Genomic DNA, 25,885 nt, shown 5'->3' on the forward strand with positions numbered 1-25,885 from the left:
CAGGCCCGCCTTCGGTGGAAGAGTGATGCAGCTTCATATTGTTTTAGTGGCTCCGGCGCGGCCGGAAAACGTTGGCGCGGCGGCGCGCGCGATGAAAACCATGGGCTTCACGTCGTTGCGCATCGTCGACAGCGAGGCGCACCTGCAGCCGGCGGCGCGCTGGGTGGCACACGGGGCCGGCGAGATCCTCGACGGCGTGCAAACGTTCGCCACGCTGGAGCAGGCGCTGGCGGACGTGGATTTCACCGTCGCCACTACCGCCCGCAGCCGCGCGCGTTTTCACTACTACTGCACGCCGCCTGAGCTGCTGGAACAGTTGAGCGAGCGTAAGCAGTGGGTCGGCCAGGCCGCGCTGGTGTTCGGCCGTGAAGATTCCGGCCTGACCAACGAAGAGCTGGCGCTGGCAGATTTGCTGACCGGCGTGCCGATGCAGGCGGACTATCCGTCGCTTAATCTGGGGCAAGCGGTGATGGTGTACTGCTACCAGTTGGCGAGCTTGATGGGCGTCAGCACGCCGCAGGAAACGGCGGCGTCGGAAGGGCAGCTCAAGGCGCTGCGCCGCCGTGCCGATGCCCTGTTGAACGCATTGGAGGTCGGCGATGACCAAAAATTGCGCGACTGGCTGCACCAGAGGCTCGGCGCGCTGCAACAGCGAGATACGGCGATGTTGCATACGTTGCTGCACGACATCGAAAAAAAACTCGCCAAGTGATAGCGGCTTCATCAAGCGGTTACCCAGAGTGATCCACTATTAAACCGGCTTTAAGTTGTTTTTTTGTTCTGTCATTTTGCTTTTTACCTCCGGTATCGCGCAATGTCGCCGCTGAACGGAAAATAAGCAAAAAAAAGAAATCGTTTGACTTGGGATAGCGATTGCTTTAACCAATAGAGGGGACAGAGTATTTCATGAGACAGACAGACAACATGCGCAATATCAGCCTGAATACCACAATTATTACCACCACCGATACCACAGGTAACGGGGCGGGCTGACGCGCACAGGAAACACAGAAAAAAGCCCGCACCTAATCAGTGCGGGCTTTTTTTTCGGCTTAAATTCGGAGAGATCACACATGCGAGTGCTGAAATTTGGCGGAACCTCGGTGGCGAATGCAGAACGTTTTCTGCGCGTCGCCGATATCATGGAGAGTAACGCGCGTCAGGGACAGGTAGCCACGGTCTTGTCCGCCCCCGCAAAGATCACCAACCATCTGGTGGCGATGATCGACAAAACGGTGGCAGGCCAGGACATTCTGCCGAATATCAGCGACGCCGAGCGGATCTTTGCCGATCTGCTGAGCGGCCTGGCGCAGGCGCTGCCGGGCTTTGAATACGACAGGCTGAAGGGCGTGGTCGATCAAGAGTTCGCGCAGCTCAAGCAGGTGCTGCACGGCGTTTCGCTGCTGGGGCAGTGCCCGGACAGCGTGAACGCGGCTATTATCTGCCGCGGTGAAAAGCTCTCCATCGCCATCATGGAAGGGGTATTCCGCGCCAAGGGCTACCCGGTCACGGTGATCAACCCGGTGGAGAAACTGCTGGCGCAGGGCCACTACCTGGAGTCCACCGTGGACATCGCCGAGTCCACGTTGCGCATCGCCGCGGCGGCGATCCCGGCCGACCACATCGTGCTGATGGCCGGTTTCACCGCCGGTAACGACAAGGGCGAGCTGGTGGTGCTGGGCCGCAACGGCTCCGACTATTCCGCCGCCGTGCTGGCCGCCTGCCTGCGCGCCGACTGTTGCGAAATCTGGACCGACGTCGACGGCGTGTATACCTGCGATCCGCGCACCGTGCCGGACGCCAGGCTGCTGAAATCGATGTCGTACCAGGAGGCGATGGAGCTCTCCTACTTCGGCGCCAAAGTGCTGCACCCTCGCACCATCACGCCGATTGCCCAGTTCCAAATCCCTTGCCTGATTAAAAACACTTCCAACCCGCAGGCCCCCGGCACGCTGATCGGCAAAGACAGCACCGATGACGCGATGCCGGTGAAAGGCATCACCAACCTGAACAACATGGCGATGATCAACGTCTCCGGCCCGGGCATGAAAGGCATGGTCGGCATGGCTGCGCGGGTGTTCGCCGTGATGTCGCGCGCCGGCATTTCGGTGGTGCTGATCACCCAATCCTCTTCCGAATACAGCATCAGCTTCTGCGTGCCGCAGGGCGAACTGCAGCGCGCCCGCCGTGCGCTGGAGGAGGAGTTCTATCTGGAGTTGAAAGACGGCGTGCTGGATCCGCTGGACGTCATGGAACGCCTGGCGATCATCTCGGTGGTTGGCGACGGCATGCGCACCCTGCGTGGCATCTCCGCGCGCTTCTTCTCCGCGCTGGCGCGCGCCAACATCAATATCGTCGCCATCGCCCAGGGCTCTTCCGAGCGTTCAATTTCGGTCGTGGTCAGCAATGATTCCGCCACCACCGGCGTGCGCGTCAGCCACCAGATGCTGTTCAACACCGATCAGGTGATCGAAGTGTTCGTCATCGGCGTCGGCGGCGTCGGCGGGGCGCTGATTGAGCAGATCTACCGCCAGCAGCCGTGGCTGAAGCAAAAACATATCGACCTGCGGGTGTGCGGCATCGCCAACTCGCGCGTGATGCTGACCAACGTGCACGGCATCGCGCTGGACAGCTGGCGCGACGAGCTGGCCGGCGCGCAGGAGCCGTTCAATCTCGGCCGCCTGATCCGGCTGGTGAAGGAGTATCACCTGCTGAACCCGGTGATCGTCGACTGTACCTCCAGCCAGGCGGTGGCCGATCAGTATGTGGACTTCCTGGCGGACGGTTTCCACGTGGTGACGCCGAACAAAAAGGCCAACACCTCGTCGATGAACTATTATCAGCAACTGCGTGCGGCCGCCGCCGGTTCGCACCGCAAGTTCCTCTATGACACCAACGTCGGCGCCGGTTTACCGGTGATTGAGAACCTGCAAAACCTGCTGAACGCCGGCGATGAGCTGGTGCGCTTCTCCGGCATCCTGTCCGGTTCGCTGTCCTTTATCTTCGGCAAGCTGGACGAAGGGCTGTCGCTGTCGGCGGCGACCCTGCAGGCCCGGGCCAACGGCTACACCGAGCCGGATCCGCGCGACGATCTGTCCGGTATGGACGTGGCGCGCAAGCTGCTGATCCTGGCGCGCGAGGCCGGTTACAAGCTGGAGCTGAGCGATATCGAGGTCGAGCCGGTGCTGCCGCCGTCCTTCGACGCATCGGGCGACGTGGATCAGTTCCTGGCGCGGCTGCCGGAGCTGGATAAAGAGTTCGCGCGCAACGTGGCCAACGCCGCCGAGCAAGGCAAGGTGCTGCGCTATGTCGGCCTGATCGACGAAGGGCGCTGCAAGGTGCGCATCGAGGCGGTGGACGGCAACGATCCGTTGTATAAAGTGAAGAACGGCGAGAACGCGCTGGCCTTCTACAGCCGCTACTATCAGCCGCTGCCGCTGGTGCTGCGCGGCTACGGCGCCGGTAACGATGTGACCGCAGCGGGCGTGTTCGCCGATCTGCTGCGCACACTGTCATGGAAGTTGGGAGTTTAATATGGTTAAGGTGTATGCACCGGCCTCGATCGGTAACGTCAGCGTCGGTTTCGATGTGCTGGGCGCGGCGGTTTCGCCGATCGACGGCACGCTGCTGGGCGACTGCGTCAGCGTCGAAGCCGCCGAGACGTTCAGTCTGCAAAATGCCGGGCGCTTCGTCAGCAAGCTGCCGGCCGAGCCGAAAGAGAACATCGTTTATCAATGCTGGGAGCGTTTCTGCCAGGAGATCGGCCGCGAAGTGCCGGTGGCGATGCGGTTGGAAAAGAACATGCCGATCGGTTCGGGGCTGGGCTCCAGCGCCTGTTCGGTGGTCGCCGGGCTGATGGCGATGAACGAGTTCTGCGATCGGCCGCTGGATAAGACGACGCTGCTCGGCCTGATGGGCGAGCTGGAAGGCCGCATTTCCGGCAGCGTGCATTACGACAACGTGGCGCCATGCTACCTGGGCGGCCTGCAGCTGATGCTGGAAGAAGAAGGCATCATCAGCCAGGAGGTGCCGTGCTTCGACGATTGGCTGTGGGTCATGGCCTATCCGGGCATCAAGGTCTCCACCGCCGAAGCGCGCGCCATTTTACCCGCGCAATACCGTCGTCAGGATTGCATCAGCCACGGCCGCTATCTGGCCGGCTTTATCCATGCCTGCCACACCCGGCAGCCGCAGCTGGCCGCCAAATTGATGCAGGACGTGATCGCCGAACCGTACCGCACCCGGCTGCTGCCGGGCTTCGCCGAAGCGCGCAAGGCGGCGCAGGACATCGGTGCGCTGGCCTGCGGCATCTCCGGCTCCGGCCCGACGCTGTTCGCCGTCTGCAACGACGGCGCCACCGCGCAACGCATGGCCGCCTGGCTGCAACAACACTATCTGCAAAACGACGAAGGTTTTGTTCATATTTGCCGTCTGGATACCGCAGGCGCTCGACTACTGGGATAACGCATGAAACTGTACAACCTTAAGGATCACAACGAGCAGGTCAGCTTCGCGCAGGCGATCAAACAAGGCCTGGGCAAGCAGCAGGGGCTGTTCTTCCCGCTGGAGCTGCCGGAGTTCGAACTGACCGAGATCGACCAGCTGCTGGAGCAGGACTTTGTCACCCGCAGCAGCCGCATTCTGTCGGCCTTTATCGGCGAAGAGGTACCGGAAGCGGCGCTGAAGAAACGCGTGCAGGCCGCCTTTGAGTTCCCGGCGCCGGTGGCGAAAGTGACCGAAGACGTCTCTTGCCTGGAGCTGTTCCACGGCCCGACGCTGGCGTTCAAAGACTTCGGCGGCCGCTTTATGGCGCAGATGCTGGCGGAAGTGGCCGGCGATCAGCCGGTGACCATTTTGACCGCCACCTCCGGCGACACCGGCGCCGCCGTGGCGCACGCCTTCTACGGCCTGAAAAACGTCCGGGTGGTGATCCTCTATCCGCAGGGCAAAATCAGTCCGCTGCAGGAGAAACTGTTCTGTACCCTGGGCGGCAACATTCACACCGTAGCGATTGACGGCGACTTCGATGCTTGCCAGGCGCTGGTGAAGCAGGCGTTCGACGATCGGGAATTGAAAGACGCGTTGCACCTGAACTCGGCTAACTCGATCAACATCAGCCGCTTGCTGGCGCAGATCTGCTACTACTTCGAAGCGGTGGCGCAGCTGCCGCAGGAAGCACGCAATCAGCTGGTCATCTCGGTGCCGAGCGGCAACTTCGGCGATCTGACCGCCGGGCTGCTGGCCAAGTCGCTGGGCCTGCCGGTGAAGCGCTTTATTGCCGCCACCAACGCCAACGACACCGTGCCGCGCTTCCTGACCAGCGGCCAGTGGCAGCCGCACGCCACGGTCGCGACGCTGTCCAACGCCATGGACGTCAGCCAGCCAAACAACTGGCCGCGCGTGGAAGAGCTGTTCCGTCGTAAGGTCTGGCAGCTGAAAGAGCTGGGCCACGCGGCGGTCAGCGATGAGACCACCAGGGAAACGATGCGTGAACTGGCCGAGCTGGGTTATATCTCAGAACCGCACGCAGCCATTGCCTATCGCGCGCTGCGCGATCAGCTGCAGGAAGGGGAGTTCGGTCTGTTCCTCGGCACGGCGCATCCGGCCAAGTTTAAAGAGAGCGTAGAAGCGATCCTCGGCCAGGAACTGCCGTTGCCGAAAGCGCTGGCGCTGCGGGCCGATCTGCCGCTGCTGTCGCACACGCTGCCGGCCGGCTTTGCCGAACTGCGCAAATTCCTGATGGCGCTGCCGGCCTGAAGTTCGGCAGGCTAGAATGCGAAAAGCCGTCTTGCGACGGCTTTTTTTATGCCTGCTCCGGGCGTTTGAATACCAGTTCATTGCCCTGCGAGGCGGCTTCGTCGAAGGCGTAGCCTTCCAGGTTGAAGTCCACCAGCTGCTCGCTGCGCGTCAGGCGGTTCTTGATGATAAAGCGGCTCATCAACCCGCGCGCTTTCTTGGCGTAGAAGCTGATGACCTTGTACTTGCCGTTCTTCTCGTCGAGGAACACCGGTTTGATCAGCGCGCCGTGCAGTTTGGCCGGCTTCACCGCCTTGAAATACTCGTCGGAAGCCAGGTTGACCACCACGTCGTCGCCCTGCTGCTCCAGCGCTTCGTTGAGTTTCTGGGTGATTTGATCGCCCCAGAAGCTGTACAGATCTTTGCCTTTCGGGTTTTCCAGCTTGATGCCCATCTCCAGCCGGTACGGCATCATCAGATCGAGCGGGCGCAGCACGCCATACAGGCCGGACAGCATACGCAGATGCTGCTGGGCAAAGTCGAAATCGGCCTCGTTGAAATCCTGCGCCTGCAGGCCGGTGTAAACGTCGCCCTTGAACGCCAGCAGCGCCTGACGGGCATTGTCTGGGGTAAATTTGGGCTGCCACTCGCTAAAGCGCGCGGCGTTCAGCCCGGCCAGCTTGTCGCTGATGCTCATCAGGCTGGCGATTTGCGCCGGCGTCAGCTCGCGGCAAATTTTGATAAGCCGCTGAGACTTGTCCAGCAGTTCGGGCTGCGTGAAACGTTCTGTCGCCAGCGGGCTGTCGTAATCGAGAGTTTTTGCAGGGGAAATAATAACGAGCATGGCCAGATCCTGTTTATCCAAGTGCGGATACTGTAGCAAAAAGCGCGGGAAAAAGGGGCAATCGGTCCAATAGGCCGGGGCGCGCACCGCACGCGCCCCGGAAAACTCAGTGCGGTGGTTGATGACCGTCCCACACGCCCGGCTCCAGCTGCGACTTCAGCTCCGGATAACGGTTGGCGTCAAAAGTCGGCAGCTTGCCCAGGCGGCGCTGGCGATGGTAGTCGTCGGCCAGCTTCAGCGCCACCCGCGACAGCAGCAGGATGGCCGTCAGGTTGGTGATGGCCATCAGCGCCATGGAGGTATCCGCCATTTTCCACACCAGCGGCAGCTCCGCCAGCGCGCCGAACATCACCATGCCCAACGCCACGCAGCGGAAAATGATCAGGCCGCCCGGATGGTTGTGCTCGAGGAACACCAGGTTGCTCTCGGCATAGGCGTAGTTGGCGATGATCGAGGTAAAGGCGAAGAAGAAGATGGCGATGGCGACGAACGGCGCCCCCCAACTGCCGACGGCAGTCGACAGCGCGCGCTGAGTCAGATCGATGCCGCTGATGCTGTCGGTCGGCTGATCGAGAATGCCGGAGGAGAGGATGATCGCCGCAGTGGCGCTGCAGATGACGATGGTATCGATAAATACCCCGAGCATTTGCACGTAGCCTTGCGAAGCCGGATGCGGCGGATAAGGCGAGGCGGACGCCGCCGCATTGGGCGCCGAACCCATGCCGGCTTCGTTGGAGAACAGGCCGCGCTGCACGCCCTGGGTCATCGCCTGGGAGATGCCGTAACCGACGGCGCCGGCCGCGGCTTCCTGCAGGCCGAAGGCGCTTTTGAAGATCAGCGCCAGGATCGCCGGCATGTGTTCGATGTTATGGCCAATCACCCAGAGGGCCAACAGCAGGTAGGCGCCCGCCATCAGCGGCACCACCAGTTCGGCCACTTTGGCAATGGAGCGAATGCCGCCGAAGATTACCACACCGCTCAGCAGCACCAGGCCGATGCCGACGTGCAGCGGCTGCAAATGGAAGGCGACGGCGGAGGCCTGGGCGATGGAGTTGGCCTGCACGGCGTTGAATACCAGGCCGAACGCGATGATCAGGAAGATGGAGAACAGCACGCCCATCCAGCGCATGCCGAGGCCCTTTTCCATGTAGTAGGCCGGGCCGCCGCGGTAGTTGCCGTTATCGTCTTTGGTTTTGTAGAGCTGCGCCAGCGAGCTTTCCACAAAGGAGGTGGCCATACCGATAAACGCCACCACCCACATCCAGAAGATGGCGCCGGGGCCGCCGGCGGTCAGGGCGATGGCGACGCCGGTCAGGTTGCCGGTGCCGACGCGCGCCGCCAGCGTGGTACACAGCGCCTGGAAAGAGGAGATGCCGGCGCTGTCGCTTTTATTGCTGTTTTTCAACACCGAGAACATGTGGCTGAAGTGACGGAGCTGGATAAAACGGGTGCGCAACGTGAAGTAGATGCCGGTGCCGAGCAGCAGATAAATCAGCACCGACCCCCACAAAATATTGTTTATAAAGTTCATCAGGTCCGTCAAGGGATCCCTCCTCTTATCGAAATTTAATGCGCACCTTGCAGCATCCACCGCAGGTGAAAAACATTGGCCTATTTTTTACAAGAGCTTAGCTGGAATTGGTCCGGCGTCAGTCGATTAAGATTTTTCGCAGATTAGCGGACGAATTGCATCAATTTTTTCGAATTTAACATAATTTATTCGGACAATAGCACGTTATTGCCTTTCCATCCGCTCGGTTATGGCGAAAGATATCGGCGTAAACGGTTGCTCGCCCAAGGATAAAACAGATGCTTGCGCGCCGCGGTTTTCCAGCCTTGCACCGGGCTTGGCGCATGTTATTATCAGGGTAGGGCATGGTTGAACAATGCCAAAAGTTCATGCACAAACGATGAGATAATGCCAACATGACCGACAAATTAACTTCCCTGCGCCAGCTGACCACGGTGGTTGCAGATACGGGTGATATCGCGGCAATGAAGCTGTATCAACCGCAGGACGCTACAACCAACCCTTCGCTGATCCTCAATGCAGCCCAAATTCCTGAATACCGCAAACTGATTGACGAAGCCATCGCCTGGGCGCGCGGCCAGAGCAGCGATCGCGAGCAGCAGATCGCCGACGCCGCCGACAAGCTGGCGGTCAACATCGGTCTGGAAATCCTCAAACTGGTTCCGGGCCGCATCTCCACCGAAGTGGATGCGCGTCTGTCTTACGACACCGTCGCCAGCGTGGCCAAGGCCAAACGCCTGATCAAACTGTACAACGAAGCCGGCATCAGCAACGATCGCATCCTGATCAAACTGGCCTCGACCTGGCAGGGCATCCGCGCGGCGGAGCAGCTGGAGAAAGAAGGCATCAACTGTAACCTGACGCTGCTGTTCTCCTTCGCTCAGGCTCGCGCCTGTGCCGAAGCCGGCGTTTACCTGATCTCACCGTTCGTCGGCCGTATCCTCGACTGGTACAAAGCCAACGGCGACAAGAAAGAGTTCGCCCCGCACGAAGATCCGGGCGTGATCTCCGTGACCGAAATTTACCAGTACTACAAACAGCACGGTTACAACACCGTGGTGATGGGCGCCAGCTTCCGTAACGTCGGCGAAATCATCGAACTGGCCGGCTGTGACCGCCTGACCATCGCCCCTGCGCTGCTGAAAGAGCTGGCGGAGAGCGAAGGCGCGCTGGAGCGCAAACTGTCTTACACCGGTGAAGTGAAGGCGCGTCCTGCCGCACTGACCGAACCTGAGTTCTACTGGCAGCACAACCAGGATCCGATGGCGGTTGAGAAACTGACCGACGGTATCCGCAAGTTTGCCGTAGACCAGGGCAAACTGGAAAAAATGATCGCCGACCTGCTGTAATTCCCGCAGATCGCGCAGTAAAAAGGTGGCTCAGGCCACCTTTTTTTATGCCCGACGCTCCCGTCGGCGGGGGAAGCCCTTATACTCTCGGCAATGACAACAGAACGGGAGACGAACCCGTTCGGACCCCATCAGGCTGTAGAGGTTACGCATGGATATTTTACGTATTGGTTTGGTTTCCGTTTCCGATCGCGCTTCCGGCGGCGTTTATCAGGATAAAGGCATCCCGGCGCTGGAAGAGTGGCTGAGCGGCGCGCTGGCGACGCCGTTCAAGCTGGAAACCCGGCTGATCCCCGATGAGCAGACGCAAATTGAACAGACGCTGTGCGAGCTGGTGGACGAAATGGGCTGCCATCTGGTGCTGACCACCGGCGGCACCGGGCCGGCGCGCCGCGACGTCACCCCCGACGCCACGCTGGCGATCGCCGATCGCGTGATGCCCGGCTTCGGCGAGCAAATGCGTCAGATCAGCCTACACTATGTGCCAACGGCAATTCTTTCTCGCCAGGTGGGGGCGATCCGCAAACAGGCGCTGATCATCAACCTGCCCGGCCAACCGAAGTCGATCAAGGAAACGCTGGAAGGGGTAAAGGATGAGCAGGGCAATGCGGTGGTACACGGCATCTTCGCCAGCGTGCCTTATTGCATTCAGCTGCTCGACGGGCCTTACGTCGAAACGCACGCCGCGGTGGTAGCAGCATTTCGGCCAAAGAGCGCGCGTCGCGAGATAAACCTCTAAATTTCAGCATTCTGCGAGATCGGCTTCAGCCCGTCTGGTGTGAAAATAATTTGCCGCTATAGTAAGGATTCTTTTACAGAAAGCCTGCGGCTTTTATTTTTACAGCCTTTACCGACGGTGCCCTATGCCTCACGACACTAATCGCCGGCTGAACCGGCAAGACTACAAAACGCTGACGTTGGCCGCGTTGGGCGGCGCGCTGGAGTTTTACGACTTCATCATCTTCGTGTTCTTCGCCGCCGTGGTCGGCGATCTGTTCTTCCCGGCGGACATGCCGGAGTGGCTACGTCTGGTGCAAACCTTCGGCATCTTCGCCGCCGGCTATCTGGCCCGCCCGCTGGGCGGCATCGTGATGGCGCACTTCGGCGATCTGGTCGGCCGCAAGAAGATGTTTACCCTGAGCATTCTGCTGATGGCGTTGCCGACGTTGGCGATGGGCCTGCTGCCGACCTACGCCAGCATCGGCATTGCTGCGCCGCTGCTGCTGCTGTTGATGCGCGTGCTGCAGGGGGCGGCGATAGGCGGTGAGGTGCCGGGCGCCTGGGTCTTCGTTGCCGAACACGTGCCGCGCCGGCGCATCGGCTTCGCCTGCGGCACGCTGACCGCCGGGTTGACGGTGGGCATCCTGCTGGGCTCGGTGGTGGCGACGGTGATCAACACTACGCTCAGCCCGCAGAGCATCGCCGGCGGCGGCTGGCGCATTCCTTTCCTCTTGGGCGGCATGTTCGGCTTGGTGGCGATGTACCTGCGCCGCTGGCTGCAGGAAACGCCGATCTTCATCGAGATGCAGGCGCGTAAAGCGCTGGCCGAGGAGCTGCCGCTGAAGTCGGTGGTGCTCAACCACAAGCGGGAAGTGGTGGTATCGATGCTGCTGACCTGGCTGCTCTCCGCCGGCATCGTGGTGGTGATCCTGATGACCCCGACCTATCTGCAAAAGCAGTTCGGCATTGCGCCGGCCTTGACGCTGCAGGCCAACAGCATCGCCACCATCATGCTGATCGCCGGCTGCATCGTCGCCGGTTTATCGGCCGATCGCTTTGGCGCCAGCAAAACGCTGGTGGTCGGCAGTGTGCTGCTGGCCGGCTGCAGCTGGCTGTTCTATCAGACGGTGGGCGTGCACCCGGAAATGCTATTCGCCTGCTATGCGCTGGTGGGGTTCAGCGTAGGCGTGGTGGGGGCCGTGCCGTACGTGATGGTGCGGGCGTTCCCGGCGGAAGTGCGGTTTACCGGCATCTCGTTCTCATATAATGTCTCGTACGCTATTTTTGGCGGTTTAACCCCTATTTTTGTGACGCTGATCATGAAATTGACCCCGTTAGCGCCCGCTTACTACGTGTTGGCGCTGTCGCTCATCGGGCTGCTGCTCGGCTTCTACCTGCATCGCGATCTGAACAGCGAAGCCGGGGAGCGGCGAGCCGATTCCTACAGCTAAAAAAAAGCCCTGCACTGCAGGGCTTTTTCATCAGGGGAGGGCGATTACGCCGTGACCGGCGAGGCCGCGACGCGGGCCGGAGCCGGCTCGCCAATCGGCAGCACGGTGCGGCCGTATTGTTCGTTGAGCACTTCGGCCATCGCCAGGTAAATGGCGCTGGTGCCGCAGATGATGCCTTCATAGCCGGCGAAGGTCAGCAGCGCGTGGTTGCCGGTGATGTTGCCGACGGCCAGCAGGGCGAACAGCAGCGTCAGGCTGGCGAACACGAACTGCAGCACGCGGTTGGCGCCGAGAGTACCGAAGAACATGAACAGGGTGAAGACGCCCCACAGTGCCAGGTAGATGCCCAGCACGTGCGCCTCGGTGGCCTCAGCCAGGCCCAGACGCGGCAGCAGCAGCAGGCCGACCAGGCTCAGCCAGAAGCTGCCGTAGGCGGTGAAAGCGGTCATGCCGAAGGTGTTGCCCTTCTTGTATTCCAGCAGACCGGCCAGGATCTGGGCCAGGCCACCGAAGAAAATTCCCATGCTGATGATGGCGGAGTTCAGTGGGAAAAAGCCCGCGTTGTGCAGGTTCAGCAAGACGGTGGTCATCCCGAAGCCCATCAGGCCGAGAGGGCCGGGATTCGCCAACTTGTTGGTGTGCATAAGTCCTCTGCGATAACAGAAAATTAACGGAAACAGCGAAGTAAAATAATAAATGGTCTGAATGGCCAAAAAATCGAAGTTTTCCACCAGAGCGCGCGCATCATAATGATCCCCGCAGCCGGAAACAATGATCTGAATGACGATAAAAAAAGAAATTTTTTTCGCCTTGCCCCTTGATGCCGGATTGGATGGCCCCATCTTATTTGCAACCGCAGTTGCTAACCGCGGGTCGCACTGAGATATCGGGCAGTTGAAAAGCAAAAAATCGCCCGCATATAGGTTAGCAACCTGACTGATTATGAATTTTTTAGTGGAGACGTTTAGATGGGTAAAATTATTGGTATCGACCTGGGTACTACCAACTCTTGCGTAGCAATTATGGATGGTGCCAAGGCACGCGTGCTGGAAAACGCCGAGGGCGACCGCACCACTCCTTCTATTATCGCATATACCCAGGACGGTGAAACTCTGGTTGGCCAGCCGGCTAAGCGTCAGGCAGTGACCAACCCTGAAAACACCTTGTTCGCCATCAAGCGCCTGATCGGTCGCCGCTTCCAGGATGAAGAAGCGCAGCGCGACAAAGCGATCATGCCGTACAAAATTGTCGAAGCCGACAACGGCGACGCTTGGCTGGAAGTGAAAGGCCAGAAAATGGCTCCGCCGCAGATCTCTGCGGAAGTGCTGAAGAAAATGAAGAAAACGGCGGAAGATTACCTGGGCGAACCGGTAACTGAAGCGGTTATCACCGTACCGGCTTACTTCAACGACGCCCAGCGTCAGGCGACCAAAGACGCCGGCCGCATCGCGGGTCTGGAAGTCAAGCGCATCATCAACGAACCAACCGCTGCGGCCCTGGCCTACGGTCTGGACAAAGAAGTTGGCAACCGCACCATCGCGGTTTATGACCTGGGCGGCGGTACTTTCGATATCTCCATCATCGAAATCGACGACGTTGACGGCGAAAAAACCTTCGAAGTGCTGGCGACCAACGGTGACACCCACCTGGGTGGCGAAGACTTCGACAGCCGTCTGATCAACTACCTGGTGGAAGAGTTCAAGAAAGATCAGGGTATCGATCTGCGCAACGATCCGCTGGCGATGCAGCGTCTGAAAGAAGCCGCTGAGAAAGCGAAGATCGAACTGTCTTCCGCTCAGCAGACCGACGTTAACCTGCCGTACATCACGGCAGACGCGACCGGTCCAAAACACATGAACATCAAAGTGACTCGCGCCAAACTCGAGTCGCTGGTTGAAGATCTGGTTGCACGTTCTATCGAGCCGCTGAAAGTGGCGCTGAAAGACGCAGGCCTGTCGGTTTCCGACATCCAGGACGTGATCCTGGTGGGCGGCCAGACCCGTATGCCAATGGTGCAGAAGAAAGTCGCAGACTTCTTCGGCAAAGAGCCGCGTAAAGACGTGAACCCGGACGAAGCGGTTGCCGTGGGCGCTGCGGTACAGGGCGGCGTGTTGGCCGGTGATGTGAAGGACGTTCTGCTGCTGGACGTGACCCCGCTGTCGCTGGGTATCGAAACCATGGGCAGCGTGATGACGCCGCTGATCACCAAAAACACCACGATCCCGACCAAGCACAGCCAGGTGTTCTCTACCGCTGAAGACAACCAGTCTGCGGTAACCATCCACGTGCTGCAGGGTGAGCGTAAGCGCGCCAGCGATAACAAATCTCTGGGCCAGTTCAACCTGGACGGCATTCAGGCGGCACCGCGCGGCATGGCGCAGATCGAAGTCACCTTCGATATCGATGCCGACGGCATCCTGCACGTGTCTGCCAAAGACAAGAACACCGGTCGTGAGCAGAAGATCACCATCAAGGCATCTTCTGGCCTGAACGAAGACGAAATCCAGAAAATGGTGCGCGACGCCGAGCTGAACGCTGAAGCCGACCGCAAGTTCGAAGAGCTGGTACAGACACGTAACCAGGCCGATCACCTGATCCACGGCACTCGCAAGCAGCTGGAAGAAGCGGGCGACAAACTGCCGGCGGAAGACAAAACGGCGATCGAAGCGGCGCTGAAAGATCTGGAAGCGGCGGTGAAAGGCGAAGATAAAGCCGAGATCGAAGCGAAGACTCAGGCTCTGGTGCAGGTTTCCGGCAAACTGCTGGAAATGGCCCAGGCGCAGCAGGCTCAGCAGGGTGCTGACGCCGGCGCGGACAACGCGGCGCAGAAAGACGACGACGTGGTTGACGCTGAGTTCGAAGAAGTTAAAGACAAAAAATAATCGCCCTTAAGCGGGCACGGGGCGGCCGAGATGCCGCTCCCGGAAACCAGCACGGGCGTCGAGGCAACTCTGCGCCCGTGCACGCATGTTAAGGGTAAGCGAAAGAATGGCGAAGAAAGACTATTACGAGATTCTCGGCGTCAGCAAGACGGCGGATGAACGTGAGATCAAAAAGGCGTACAAACGCCTGGCGATGAAATACCATCCTGACCGCAACCAGGAACAAGACGCCGAAACCAAGTTTAAAGAAGTTAAAGAAGCTTACGAAGTCCTGACCGACGACCAGAAACGCGCGGCCTACGATCAGTACGGGCACGCGGCCTTTGAACAGGGCGGCATGGGCGGCGGCGGCTTTGGCGGCGGTGCCGACTTCAGCGATATCTTTGGCGACGTGTTTGGCGACATCTTCGGCGGAGGCCGCCGTCAGCGCGCCAGCCGCGGTTCCGATCTGCGCTATAACATGGAGCTGACCCTCGAGGAAGCGGTACGTGGCGTCACCAAAGAGATCCGCATCCCGACGCTGGAAGAGTGCGACGTCTGCCACGGCAGCGGCGCCAAGCCGGGCAGCTCGCCGGTGACCTGTCCAACCTGTCACGGCCAGGGCCAGGTGCAGATGCGTCAGGGCTTCTTCACCGTGCAGCAGGCGTGTCCGCACTGCCATGGCCGCGGTCAGATCATCAAAGATCCGTGCAACAAGTGCCACGGCCACGGCCGGGTAGAAAAATCCAAAACGCTGTCGGTGAAAATTCCGGCCGGCGTCGATACCGGTGACCGCATCCGCCTGGCGGGTGAAGGCGAAGCCGGCGAGCACGGCGCACCGGCGGGCGATCTGTACGTTCAGGTGCAGGTGAAGGCGCACCCGATCTTCGAGCGCGAAGGCAACAACTTGTACTGTGAAGTGCCGATCAACTTCGCCATGGCGGCGCTGGGGGGCGAGATTGAAGTGCCGACGCTGGACGGCCGGGTGAAACTGAAGGTGCCTTCGGAGACCCAAACCGGCAAACTGTTCCGCATGCGCGGCAAGGGCGTGAAATCGGTGCGTGGTGGCAGCCAGGGCGACCTGCTGTGCCGCGTAGTGGTGGAAACCCCGGTCAATCTGAACGACAAGCAGAAGCAATTGCTGCGCGAGCTGGAAGAGAGCTTGGGCGGCCCGTCCGGTGACAAGAACAGCCCGCGTTCGAAGAGCTTCTTCGACGGGGTGAAAAAGTTCTTTGACGACCTGACTCGTTAACCTGCTGTTTCTGCTGGTTTATATTAGAACCCCGGGCGTCTGTCCCGGGGTTTTTATTTGCATGTCACACCCCTAATTCCCTATCAATAATGTGACTTATTCGTGCTTTTGATCGGTTTTATCGAGTTATTTAGCATTTATAAACTTATTTTTTCGAACTAAAACGCCCTCTATACTCACTTCATGACTGTGGTTCGCAGGGCGCTACGCCCTGCACAGATTTGGAGAGACGTATTGTGACCAACATCATTCGTCAATTTTTACGTCAGGAAGCCGCGGGCGGCATCATTCTGATCGCGGCGGCGATCGTCGCCCTGATCATGGCCAACACCCCGGCGCAGGGGATCTATCAGGCATTCCTTAACCTGCCGGTGATGGTGAAGATTGCTTCGCTGGAGATCGCCAAGCCGCTGCTGCTGTGGATCAACGACGGCCTGATGGCCATCTTCTTCCTGGTGGTGGGGCTCGAGGTCAAGCGCGAGCTGATGCAGGGCTCGCTGTCCGGGCGCGACAAGGCGGTGTTTCCGGCGATCGCCGCGCTGGGCGGCATGCTGGCGCCGGCGCTGATTTACCTGCTGTTCAACGGCGCGGACGAAGTCACCCGCCAGGGCTGGGCGATCCCGGCCGCGACCGACATCGCCTTCGCCTTGGGCGTGATGGCGTTGCTGGGCAATCGCGTCCCGACCAGCCTGAAAGTGTTCCTGCTGGCATTGGCGATCATCGATGACCTGGGCGTGATTATCATCATCGCGCTGTTCTATACCCACGAAGTGTCGATGGTGGCGCTGGGCGTGGCGGCGGCGGCGACCGCGCTGCTGGCGGTGATGAACTGGCGCGGCGTCGGCAAGACCTCGCTGTACATGATGGTCGGCCTGGTGCTGTGGGTGGCGATCCTCAAGTCCGGAGTGCATGCGACGCTGGCCGGGGTGATCGTCGGCTTTATGATCCCGCTGAACGTGAAGAAGGGGCCGTCGCCGTCGGAAACGCTGGAGCATGAGCTGCACCCTTGGGTCGCGTTTATGATCCTGCCGCTGTTCGCATTCGCCAACGCCGGGGTTTCTTTGCAGGGCGTATCGCTGGAAGGATTGACGTCGCTGCTGCCGGTAGGGATTGCGGCCGGGCTGTTTATCGGCAAGCCGCTGGGGATTTTCCTCTTCAGCCTGCTGGCGGTGAAAATGGGCATCGCCCGCTTGCCTGAGGGGATCGGTTTCAAACAGGTGTTTGCCGTTTCGGTGCTCTGTGGTATTGGTTTCACCATGTCGATTTTCATCGCCTCGCTGGCGTTTGGCGATGCGGATGCGGCGCTCAGCACCTATTCCCGCCTGGGGATCCTGCTGGGCTCCACTGCGGCGGCGGTGGCAGGGTATGGGTTGCTGCGTCTGGCGTTGCCGCGGGTGCGTTAATCCTGCGTGTGCCCGATAAGGGCACACAATAAAATGGCTGGTCGGAGCTGCGCGGTATAAAATATGTGCAGCTTCGGCCGTTCTTCGTTGGGACTAATGGGGCTATACGTTGTCTGAAGCAGGGAAAGGAAGTTTGTCGCTCGTCACGGCACACCGTTTGCCGCTGCGAAACGTTGTTAAGGAGAGCCGCTCGTGAGGATGTCGCATATCAACTTTAATCACCTTTATTATTTCTGGCAGGTCTGCAAGGCCGGTTCCGTGGTCGGTGCCGCCGAAGCGTTGTTTTTGACGCCGCAGACCATCACCGGCCAGATCAAAGCGCTGGAGGAGCGGTTGGACGGCAAGCTGTTCAAACGCCAGGGGCGCGGGTTGGTGCCTTCGGAGCTGGGGCAGCTGGTGTTCCGCTATGCCGACAAGATGTTTATGCTCAGCCAGGAAATGCTGGATATTGTCAACTACCGCAAAGAGTCGAACCTGCTGTTCGACGTTGGCGTGGCGGACGCGCTGTCGAAGCGCCTGGTCAGCCAGGTGTTGGAAACGGCGGTAGTGGTGGATAACGAACAGATCCACCTGCGCTGTTTTGAATCGACGCACGAGATGCTGTTGGAGCAGCTCAGCCAGCACAAGCTGGATATGATCCTGTCGGATTGCCCGGTGGATTCCAGCCAGCAGGAAGGGCTGTTCTCGCTGAAGCTGGGCGAGTGCGGCATCAGCTTCTTCTGCCGCCAGCCGGCGCCGGAGTTGCCGTTCCCGGCCTGCCTGGAGCAGCGCAAGCTGCTGATCCCCGGCCGCCGCTCGATGCTGGGGCGCAAGCTGCTCAACTGGTTCAATACGCAGGGCATTCAGGTGGAAATCCTGGGCGAGTTCGACGATGCGGCGCTGATGAAGGCTTTCGGCATGTACCACAATGCGATTTTCGTGGCGCCGACGCTGTATGCGCAGGATACCTATAACGATGACAACGTGGTGGAGATTGGGCGCATCGACAGCGTGCAGGAGGAGTATTACATCATCTTCGCCGAGCGCATGATCCAGCATCCGGCGGTGCAGCGCGTGTGCAACAAAGACTTCTCGGCGCTGTTTTCCTGCTAGTGGTTCACTGAACGCAGGGCGTAAAAAAACCGGCCTGAGCCGGTTTTTTTATCAAGCAGATAACGAAATGCTTATTGCATTGCGTTGATGCGTGCAGTCAGGTTTGACTTATGACGCGCTGCTTTGTTTTTGTGGATCAGGCCTTTAGCTGCCTGACGGTCCACCAGTGGCTGCATTACCAGGAATGCAGTTTGTGCTGCTTCTTTGTCGCCAGCTGCGATAGCTGCGTCTACCTTCTTGATGAAGGTACGCACCATTGAGCGACGGCTAGCGTTATGCTTGCGGCGTTTCTCAGACTGTACGGCGCGTTTCTTAGCTGATTTGATATTAGCCAAGGTCCAACTCCCAAATATATTCTATTGAGGACAATTCAAAGGCCGAGGAATATGCCCTTTTAGCCTTCGTTTGTCAATGGATTTGTGCAAATAAGCGCCGTTTGTACAGGCGGCACTCGCTACGTTGTGATGGCGCAGGATTTTACCAGCTTCGCTCTTGGGAATACAGTGTTTCGCGAGAAAATTCGCCAATGTTTTGCCGCGGCGGACGCAAGCCGTTGGCCGCGGTCGAGAATCGGCCCGGCAGTGCCGGATAAACTGCGGCGAAGCCGTTTCACGCGCAGATTATCTCCGGTATGGTATGTCTATTACATAAAGGCACCAATCGCGGGTTAACCTTACCGGCTGTACAAGGTATAATCCGCCGATTTCCACTGTTTTGAGCCAGCTATGGAGCTAATTCGCGGCATTCACAATATCCGGGCGCGCCACCATGGTTGCGTGCTCACCATCGGCAACTTTGACGGCGTACACCGCGGTCATCAGGCGCTGCTGGAGCAGTTGAAGCAACAAGGGCAACGCCTCGGGCTGCCGGTGATGGTCATGATCTTTGAGCCGCAGCCGCTGGAGATGTTCGCCGCAGACAAGGCGCCGGCCCGCTTGACGCGCCTGCGCGACAAGGCCAACTACCTGGCGCAGGCGGGCGTCGATTACCTGCTGTGCGTCAAGTTCGATCCGCGTTTTGCCGCCAACACCGCGCAGGCGTTCGTCGCCGAGCTGCTGGTGGAAAAACTGGGCGTCAAATTCCTGATGGTGGGGGATGATTTTCGCTTTGGCGCCGGGCGTCAGGGCGATTTTCCGCTATTGCAGCAGGCCGGAAAAGAGTACGGCTTCGAGGTGGTCAGCACCCCGACCTTCCGCGAAGGCGAGCGGCGCATCAGCAGCACCGCGATCCGCACCGCGCTGAGCGAGGACGATCTGCCGCTGGCGGAGACACTGCTGGGCCACCCGTACAGCATTTCCGGGCGCGTGGTGCACGGCGACGAGCTGGGCCGCACCATCGGCTTCCCGACCGCCAACCTGCCGCTCAAGCGCCTGGTGGCGCCGGTGAAAGGGGTGTATGCGGTAGAAGTGTACGGCCTGGGGCCGCAGCCGCTGCCGGGCGTGGCCAATATCGGTACGCGCCCGACCGTCGCCGGCGTGCGCCAGCAGCTGGAAGTGCATCTGCTGGATGTCACAATGGATCTTTACGGGCGCCATATTGAGGTGGTGCTCCGCGCAAAATTGCGCAATGAACAACGGTTTGCTTCGCTCGATGCCCTGAAGCAGCAAATCGCCAATGATGTGGTGACGGCCCGGAAGTTCTTCGGGCTACAGACACCGGTTTAATCTCTATAGCCGAAAACGGAACCGAGAATCTAATGAGTGACTACAAGAATACCCTGAACTTGCCGGAAACAGGGTTCCCGATGCGCGGCGACCTCGCCAAGCGCGAACCTGGCATGCTGCAACGTTGGTATGAACAGGATCTGTACGGGATTATTCGTACTGCCAAAAAGGGCAAAAAAACCTTCATTTTGCATGACGGCCCTCCGTATGCGAACGGCAGCATTCACATTGGTCACTCGGTTAACAAGATTCTCAAAGACATTATCATCAAGTCGAAAGGGATGGCCGGCTTCGACTCGCCTTATGTGCCGGGTTGGGACTGCCACGGCCTGCCTATCGAACTGAAGGTTGAACAGCTGTACGGCAAACCGGGCGAGAAGCTGACGGCGGCCGAGTTCCGCCAGAAGTGCCGCGAGTACGCGGCCGAGCAGGTTGAAGGCCAGAAGAAGGACTTCATCCGCCTGGGCGTGCTGGGCGACTGGGATCGCCCATACCTGACCATGGACTTCAAAACCGAAGCCAACATCATCCGCGCGCTGGGCAAGATCATCAGCAACGGCCACCTGCTGAAAGGCGCCAAGCCGGTTCACTGGTGCACTGACTGCGGATCGTCGCTGGCGGAAGCGGAAGTGGAGTACTACGACAAGACTTCGCCGTCGATCGACGTGACCTTCCATGCGGCCGACGCGGCTGCCGTGGCGGCCAAGTTCGGCGTGAGCCACTTCAACGGGACTATCTCCCTGGTTATCTGGACCACCACCCCGTGGACCCTGCCGGCCAACCGCGCGATCTCGCTGCACCCGGACTTCACCTATCAGCTGGTGCAGGTTGACGGCCAGTGCCTGATCCTGGCGGCCGAGCTGGTGGAAAGCGTGATGAAACGCGCCGGCATCACCGAGTGGACGGTGCTGGGCAGCTGCAAAGGCGCCGATCTGGAGCTGCTGCGCTTCAATCACCCGTTCATGGACTTCGACGTGCCGGCGATCCTCGGCGAGCACGTGACGCTGGACGCCGGTACCGGTGCGGTGCACACCGCAGGCGGTCATGGCCCGGATGACTTCGTCATCAGCCAAAAATACGGTCTGGAGATCGCCAACCCGGTAGGGCCGAACGGCTGCTACCTGACCGGCACTCACCCGCTGCTGGACGGCAAGTTCGTCTTCAAGGCCAACGATCTGATCGTCGACCTGCTGCGTGAGAAAGGCGCGCTGCTGCACGTCGAGAAGTTCCTGCACAGCTATCCGTGCTGCTGGCGCCACAAGACGCCGATCATCTTCCGCGCCACGCCGCAATGGTTCGTCAGCATGGATCAGAAAGGCCTGCGTCAGCAGTCGCTGGAAGAGATCAAAGGCGTGCAGTGGATCCCGGATTGGGGCCAGGCGCGTATCGAAATGATGGTGGCCAACCGCCCGGACTGGTGCATCTCGCGTCAGCGCACCTGGGGCGTGCCGATGTCGCTGTTCGTGCACAAAGAAACCGAGCAGCTGCACCCGCGCACCGTTGAGCTGATGGAAGAAGTGGCCAAGCGCGTCGAGCAAGACGGCATTCAGGCCTGGTGGGATCTGGACGCGGCCGATATTCTCGGCGCGGAAGCCGCCGACTACGTGAAAGTGCCGGATACGCTGGACGTGTGGTTCGACTCCGGTTCCACCCACGCTTCGGTGGTTGACGTGCGCCCTGAGTTCCAGGGCCACAGCGCCGACATGTATCTGGAAGGCTCCGACCAACACCGCGGCTGGTTCATGTCATCGCTGATGATCTCCACCGCGATGAAAGGCAAGGCGCCTTATAAAGAAGTGCTGACCCACGGCTTCACCGTCGACGGCCAGGGCCGCAAGATGTCCAAGTCGATCGGTAACACCGTCAGCCCGCAGGACGTGATGAACAAGCTGGGCGGCGACATTCTGCGTCTGTGGGTGGCATCGACCGATTACACCGGCGAAATCGCGGTCTCCGACGAGATCCTCAAGCGTTCCGCTGATTCTTATCGCCGCATCCGCAACACCGCGCGCTTCCTGCTGGCCAACCTGAACGGGTTCGAGCCGAGCACCGATTGCGTGGCGCCGGAAGACATGGTGGTGCTGGATCGTTGGGCGGTCGGCCGTGCGCTGGCGGCGCAGCAGGATATCGAGCAGGCTTACGCCAACTACGATTTCCACGAAGTGGTGCAGCGTCTGATGCAGTTCTGCTCGGTCGAGATGGGCTCCTTCTATCTGGATATCATCAAGGATCGTCAGTACACCGCGAAGAGCGACAGCGTCGCCCGCCGCAGCTGCCAGACCGCGCTGTATCACATCGTGGAAGCGCTGGTGCGCTGGATGGCGCCGATCATGTCGTTCACTGCGGACGAGATCTGGGGCTTCATGCCGGGAAAACGCGCGCAGTACGTGTTTACCGAAGAGTGGTACGACGGCCTGTTCGGGCTGGCGGAAGGCGAGCCGATGAACGACGCTTTCTGGGCTGAGCTGCTGAAAGTGCGCGGCGAAGTGAACAAGGTGCTGGAGCAGGCGCGTGCCGACAAACGCCTCGGCGGCTCGCTGGAAGCGGCGGTAACGCTGTATGCCGACAGCGAGCTGGCGGCGCGCCTGAACAGCCTGCAGGATGAGCTGCGCTTCGTGCTGCTGACCTCTGCGGCAAGCGTTGCGCCATTGGAGGATGCGCCGGCCGACGCGCAGGCTTCCGAGCTGCTGAAAGGGCTGAAGATCGCCTTCAGCACGGCACCGGGTGAGAAGTGCCCGCGCTGCTGGCATTACACCACCGATATCGGCCTGGTGGCGGAACACGCAGACATCTGCGGCCGCTGTGTGAGCAACGTCGCCGGTGACGGCGAGAAGCGTAACTTTGCCTGAGAACTCGCGCCTGATGAGTAAATCAATTTGTTCGACCGGCCTGCGTTGGCTGTGGGTTGTAGTGGCGGTGCTGGCGCTGGATTTTGGCAGCAAGCAGTGGATCCTCGCTAACTTTACGCTGGGCCAGTCCCAGCCGTTGATCCCGTCGTTCAACCTGTTTTACGCGCGCAACTACGGCGCTGCGTTCAGCTTCCTGGCCGACCATGGCGGCTGGCAGCGCTGGTTCTTCGCCGGCATCGCCATCGCCATCGTTGCGGTGCTGCTGGTGATGATGTACCGCAGCACCGCGCAGCAGAAGCTGAACAACATCGCCTACGCCTTTATTATCGGCGGGGCGTTGGGCAATCTGTTCGATCGCCTGTGGCACGGTTTCGTGGTCGATTTCATCGACTTCTACGTCGGTGACTGGCACTACCCGACCTTCAATCTGGCGGACAGCTTCATCTGCGTGGGCGCGGCGATGATCGTGCTGGAAGGTTTCCTGTCGCCGGCGAACAAAGACGCAAAGAGTAAAGGTGAGTAATATGACGGCTCAGGTTATCAGTGACAGCGCGGTGCTGGTTCACTTTACGCTGAAACTGGAAGACGGTTCGACCGCCGAATCCACCCGCAGCAGCGGCAAGCCGGCGCTGTTCCGCCTGGGTGACGGCAGCCTGTCGGCACCGCTGGAAGCGCAGCTGCTTGGCCTGCGCGCGGGCGACAAATGCGCCTTTACCCTGCAGCCGGAAGCGGCGTTCGGCGCGGAGAACCCGGATCTGGTCCAGTTCTTCTCGCGCCGCGACTTCGCGGAAACCGGCGTGCCGGACGTGGGCACCATCATGCTGTTTACCGCCATCGACGGCAGTGAAATGCCGGGCGTGGTGCGCGCGGTGGCGGAAGATTCGATCACCGTCGATTTCAACCATCCGCTGGCGGGCCATCCGGTGACCTTCGATATCGAAGTGCTGGAGATCGATCCGCAGCAGGAGGAGATGCATGCAAATATTGCTGGCTAACCCGCGCGGCTTCTGCGCCGGGGTTGATCGTGCGATCAGCATCGTGGAACGCGCGCTGGAACTGTATGGTGCACCGATCTACGTGCGGCATGAAGTGGTGCACAACCGCTACGTGGTCGACAGCCTGCGTGAGCGCGGCGCGGTGTTTATCGAAGAGATCGCGGAAGTGCCGGACGGCTCTATCCTGATCTTCTCGGCGCACGGCGTTTCTCAGGCGGTGCGCGCCGAAGCCAAGGCGCGCGATCTGACCATGCTGTTCGACGCCACTTGCCCGCTGGTGACCAAGGTGCATATGGAAGTGGCGCGCGCCAGCCGCCGCGGCACCGAAGCGATTCTGATTGGCCACGCCGGGCACCCGGAAGTGGAAGGCACCATGGGCCAGTACAGCAACCCGCAGGGCGGCATGTATCTGGTCGAGTCGCCGGAGGACGTGTGGAAGCTGCAGGTGAAAGATGAAAGCAACCTGTGCTTCATGACGCAGACCACGCTGTCGGTAGATGATACCTCGGACGTGATCGACGCCCTGCGCCAGCGTTTCCCGAGCATTATCGGCCCGCGCAAGGATGACATTTGCTACGCCACCACCAACCGTCAGGAAGCGGTGCGTAACCTGGCCGGCGATGCGGACGTGGTGCTGGTGGTGGGGTCAAAAAACTCCTCCAACTCCAACCGACTGGCGGAACTGGCGCAGCGCGTCGGCAAACCGGCTTATCTTATCGATTCGGCGGCGGATATTCAGGAGAGCTGGCTGAGCGGGGCGCGCCATATCGGCGTTACCGCCGGTGCCTCAGCGCCGGACGTGCTGGTGCAGGAGGTGATCTCTCGCCTGAAAGCGCTGGGCGGTATGGACGTGCATGAAATCAGCGGGCGTGAAGAGAACATCGTGTTCGAAGTGCCGAAAGAGCTGCGCGTGGACGTTCGTCAGATAGACTGACAGGCGCCGGCGGATGACAACGGGGAGCCCAGGCTTCCCGTTTTTTTTGGGCATTCGCATGGCATTGAAAATAAAACGCTGCGCATATTCAAATTTTCTGCTAACTAAAGTCAAATTTATTCTGAGTATTTGAAATAGCGTCGGTGTCATTAATTATATAAGCTGACGAAAAGTCATTAATCAAGGTATCATTAGTCTGCAATCTAAATAAGGCCTGGCGTTGGCAAGGTGATTACAATAATTACAATAATGGGTGTTGCAGATGTTTCTTATTTTATTCCTGCCGAATATGTTCTAAGGCGTTTAATCCTTTCTCCTTTAAATAGAGCTTCATATGCTCCAGCAATCGTCGGACTTTTAATGGCTGAATCTCCCGACGCGGCATAATGGCATAGCAATTTATTTCCGGTAATCGCCAGTCGGGCAATATTTCAATCAGCTCGCCGCTGAGCAACTCACGCTCAACGTTGGCGAAGAAATTGCGAATGATACCCTTGCCGGTCAGCGCCAACTCCTTCATCGCCATACCGCTGTTGGTGAACAAGCGCCCGGTCATGCGCATGCGGTGTTCACCGCCGTCGCGATGGATCAGACGAACAAACTGCGGGTTTCCGAGCGGTGTAAAGGTCACCCAGTGGTGATGCGTCAGCGCCTGCGGCGAATCCGGCACGCCGTGGTGCGCCAGGTAGGCCGGCGAGGCGCACAGCACTTCGCGGCAGCGCGCCAGCCGGGTGGAAACGTAGCTGGAGTCGGCCAGCACGCCGCCGCGTATCGCCAGATCGATGCGTTGCGTGATGAGGTCTATCTTCTCATCGTGGATTTCCAGCCGCAGCGTGAGCCGCGGGTGCTCGTCGAGGAAGCTCTGCAGCGCCGGCACCAGATAGTGGGTGGCGAATTCGGTCGAGGTGGCGACGCGTAGTTCACCCACCAGTTCGCCACGCAGCGCGGCGATCCGTTGTTGGCCGCGTTCGGCGGCGTGGATCATCAGCAGGCAATCTTCATAAAAGCACAATCCGGCTTCGGTCAGACTCAATGAACGCGTCGACCGCAACAGTAATTGAATGCCCAGATGTTCCTCCAACTGGCGAATATGTTGGCTGACGGCCGAGGTCGTCATGCCCAATTCTTTTGCCGCCATGCTGAATGCGCCGCAATCGACCACTTTTGAGAAAATGGCCATGCGTTTTAAAATATTGCTCATAGT

22 protein-coding genes and 1 other annotated feature are annotated in these 25,885 nt (G+C 59.8%); of the genes, 17 read left to right on the forward strand and 5 right to left on the reverse strand.

What is annotated here, in order from left to right:
- The first annotated feature begins 25 nt into the window (after positions 1-25).
- The 5 genes from ACJ8QI_RS16130 to thrC all read left to right on the forward strand — a co-directional run bounded on the left by ACJ8QI_RS16130 (position 26) and on the right by thrC (position 5,757).
- A complete protein-coding gene (locus tag ACJ8QI_RS16130; protein WP_141957932.1) occupies positions 26-712 on the forward strand; it encodes a tRNA/rRNA methyltransferase in 687 nt (228 codons plus the stop codon).
- A gap of 212 nt (positions 713-924) precedes the next feature.
- Entirely contained in the window at positions 925-993 is a 69-nt protein-coding gene (gene thrL / locus ACJ8QI_RS16135; protein ID WP_071998276.1) for a thr operon leader peptide, read from the forward strand.
- Positions 932-1,049, forward strand: a sequence feature (Thr leader region). It overlaps the preceding gene by 62 nt.
- A gap of 24 nt (positions 1,050-1,073) precedes the next feature.
- On the forward strand, positions 1,074-3,533 hold the full coding sequence (thrA, locus tag ACJ8QI_RS16140; protein WP_060422379.1) for a bifunctional aspartate kinase/homoserine dehydrogenase I: 2,460 nt from the start codon (positions 1,074-1,076) through the stop codon (positions 3,531-3,533).
- Position 3,534: 1 nt separating this feature from the next.
- On the forward strand, positions 3,535-4,464 hold the full coding sequence (gene thrB, locus ACJ8QI_RS16145) for a homoserine kinase (protein ID WP_016929148.1): 930 nt from the start codon (positions 3,535-3,537) through the stop codon (positions 4,462-4,464).
- Positions 4,465-4,467: 3 nt separating this feature from the next.
- Entirely contained in the window at positions 4,468-5,757 is a 1,290-nt protein-coding gene (gene thrC / locus ACJ8QI_RS16150; protein WP_149570960.1) for a threonine synthase, read from the forward strand.
- Positions 5,758-5,803: 46 nt separating this feature from the next.
- Here thrC and yaaA read toward each other — a convergent pair whose 3' ends face one another.
- Together yaaA and ACJ8QI_RS16160 are read right to left on the reverse strand one after the other, a co-directional pair.
- On the reverse strand, positions 5,804-6,580 hold the full coding sequence (gene yaaA, locus ACJ8QI_RS16155; protein WP_060440926.1) for a peroxide stress protein YaaA: 777 nt from the start codon (positions 6,578-6,580) through the stop codon (positions 5,804-5,806).
- Positions 6,581-6,686: 106 nt separating this feature from the next.
- Positions 6,687-8,123, reverse strand: a complete 1,437-nt coding sequence (locus ACJ8QI_RS16160; RefSeq protein ID WP_193158658.1) for an alanine/glycine:cation symporter family protein — start codon at positions 8,121-8,123, stop codon at positions 6,687-6,689.
- A gap of 383 nt (positions 8,124-8,506) precedes the next feature.
- Between ACJ8QI_RS16160 and tal the strand changes: the two genes are divergently transcribed.
- The 3 genes from tal (at position 8,507) to ACJ8QI_RS16175 (ending at position 11,631) form a co-directional block, all read left to right on the forward strand.
- Positions 8,507-9,460, forward strand: a complete 954-nt coding sequence (tal, locus tag ACJ8QI_RS16165; RefSeq protein WP_004932982.1) for a transaldolase — start codon at positions 8,507-8,509, stop codon at positions 9,458-9,460.
- Positions 9,461-9,611: 151 nt separating this feature from the next.
- Positions 9,612-10,199, forward strand: coding sequence for a molybdopterin adenylyltransferase (mog, locus tag ACJ8QI_RS16170; protein ID WP_004932980.1), 588 nt, complete (start codon positions 9,612-9,614; stop codon positions 10,197-10,199).
- Positions 10,200-10,323: 124 nt separating this feature from the next.
- On the forward strand, positions 10,324-11,631 hold the full coding sequence (locus tag ACJ8QI_RS16175) for an MFS transporter (RefSeq protein ID WP_060422391.1): 1,308 nt from the start codon (positions 10,324-10,326) through the stop codon (positions 11,629-11,631).
- A gap of 44 nt (positions 11,632-11,675) precedes the next feature.
- Here ACJ8QI_RS16175 and satP read toward each other — a convergent pair whose 3' ends face one another.
- The gene (gene satP, locus ACJ8QI_RS16180; protein ID WP_442532813.1) at positions 11,676-12,275 is read right to left on the reverse strand and encodes an acetate uptake transporter; all 600 of its coding nucleotides are present in this window, start codon (positions 12,273-12,275) and stop codon (positions 11,676-11,678) included.
- Between the two features lie 324 nt (positions 12,276-12,599).
- Here satP and dnaK point away from each other — a divergent pair, with 324 nt between their 5' ends.
- The 4 genes from dnaK to nhaR all read left to right on the forward strand — a co-directional run bounded on the left by dnaK (position 12,600) and on the right by nhaR (position 18,239).
- Complete coding sequence (gene dnaK, locus ACJ8QI_RS16185; protein ID WP_004932972.1) at positions 12,600-14,513, forward strand: molecular chaperone DnaK; 1,914 nt, start codon at positions 12,600-12,602, stop codon at positions 14,511-14,513.
- Positions 14,514-14,619: 106 nt separating this feature from the next.
- Positions 14,620-15,744 (forward strand): molecular chaperone DnaJ, encoded by a 1,125-nt coding sequence (gene dnaJ, locus ACJ8QI_RS16190; protein WP_004932969.1) that lies wholly within the window; start codon positions 14,620-14,622, stop codon positions 15,742-15,744.
- 236 nt (positions 15,745-15,980) lie between these two features.
- The gene (nhaA, locus tag ACJ8QI_RS16195) at positions 15,981-17,147 is read left to right on the forward strand and encodes a Na+/H+ antiporter NhaA (protein ID WP_442532814.1); all 1,167 of its coding nucleotides are present in this window, start codon (positions 15,981-15,983) and stop codon (positions 17,145-17,147) included.
- A 192-nt stretch (positions 17,148-17,339) separates the two neighbouring features.
- Positions 17,340-18,239: a transcriptional activator NhaR gene (gene nhaR / locus ACJ8QI_RS16200; protein ID WP_004932962.1), complete on the forward strand. Its 900-nt coding sequence runs from the start codon at positions 17,340-17,342 to the stop codon at positions 18,237-18,239.
- Between the two features lie 71 nt (positions 18,240-18,310).
- On the opposite strand, the gene rpsT is transcribed toward nhaR, so the two are convergent.
- Complete coding sequence (gene rpsT / locus ACJ8QI_RS16205) at positions 18,311-18,574, reverse strand: 30S ribosomal protein S20 (RefSeq protein ID WP_033637053.1); 264 nt, start codon at positions 18,572-18,574, stop codon at positions 18,311-18,313.
- Positions 18,575-18,964: 390 nt separating this feature from the next.
- Between rpsT and ribF the strand changes: the two genes are divergently transcribed.
- From ribF to ispH, 5 genes are read left to right on the forward strand one after another with little or no spacing between them, the layout of a single operon-like run.
- Positions 18,965-19,903, forward strand: coding sequence for a bifunctional riboflavin kinase/FAD synthetase (gene ribF / locus ACJ8QI_RS16210; protein WP_033637054.1), 939 nt, complete (start codon positions 18,965-18,967; stop codon positions 19,901-19,903).
- Between the two features lie 32 nt (positions 19,904-19,935).
- A complete protein-coding gene (gene ileS, locus ACJ8QI_RS16215) occupies positions 19,936-22,752 on the forward strand; it encodes an isoleucine--tRNA ligase (RefSeq protein ID WP_442532816.1) in 2,817 nt (938 codons plus the stop codon).
- Between the two features lie 13 nt (positions 22,753-22,765).
- Positions 22,766-23,275 carry a signal peptidase II gene (gene lspA, locus ACJ8QI_RS16220; RefSeq protein ID WP_038873364.1) on the forward strand — a complete coding sequence of 170 codons (510 nt, stop codon included), beginning with the start codon at positions 22,766-22,768 and terminating at the stop codon, positions 23,273-23,275.
- Between the two features lies 1 nt (position 23,276).
- Positions 23,277-23,747 carry an FKBP-type peptidyl-prolyl cis-trans isomerase gene (gene fkpB / locus ACJ8QI_RS16225; RefSeq protein ID WP_033637057.1) on the forward strand — a complete coding sequence of 157 codons (471 nt, stop codon included), beginning with the start codon at positions 23,277-23,279 and terminating at the stop codon, positions 23,745-23,747.
- The gene (gene ispH / locus ACJ8QI_RS16230) at positions 23,728-24,681 is read left to right on the forward strand and encodes a 4-hydroxy-3-methylbut-2-enyl diphosphate reductase (protein WP_038873368.1); all 954 of its coding nucleotides are present in this window, start codon (positions 23,728-23,730) and stop codon (positions 24,679-24,681) included. Before fkpB ends, ispH begins: the two co-directional genes overlap by 20 nt.
- A gap of 274 nt (positions 24,682-24,955) precedes the next feature.
- On the opposite strand, the gene ACJ8QI_RS16235 is transcribed toward ispH, so the two are convergent.
- Positions 24,956-25,882, reverse strand: coding sequence for a LysR family transcriptional regulator (locus ACJ8QI_RS16235; RefSeq protein WP_060422398.1), 927 nt, complete (start codon positions 25,880-25,882; stop codon positions 24,956-24,958).
- Positions 25,883-25,885: the final 3 nt, after the last annotated feature.

Source organism: Serratia sp. CY84636 (assembly GCF_052166245.1).
In the GTDB taxonomy this organism is placed as follows: domain Bacteria; phylum Pseudomonadota; class Gammaproteobacteria; order Enterobacterales; family Enterobacteriaceae; genus Serratia; species Serratia nevei.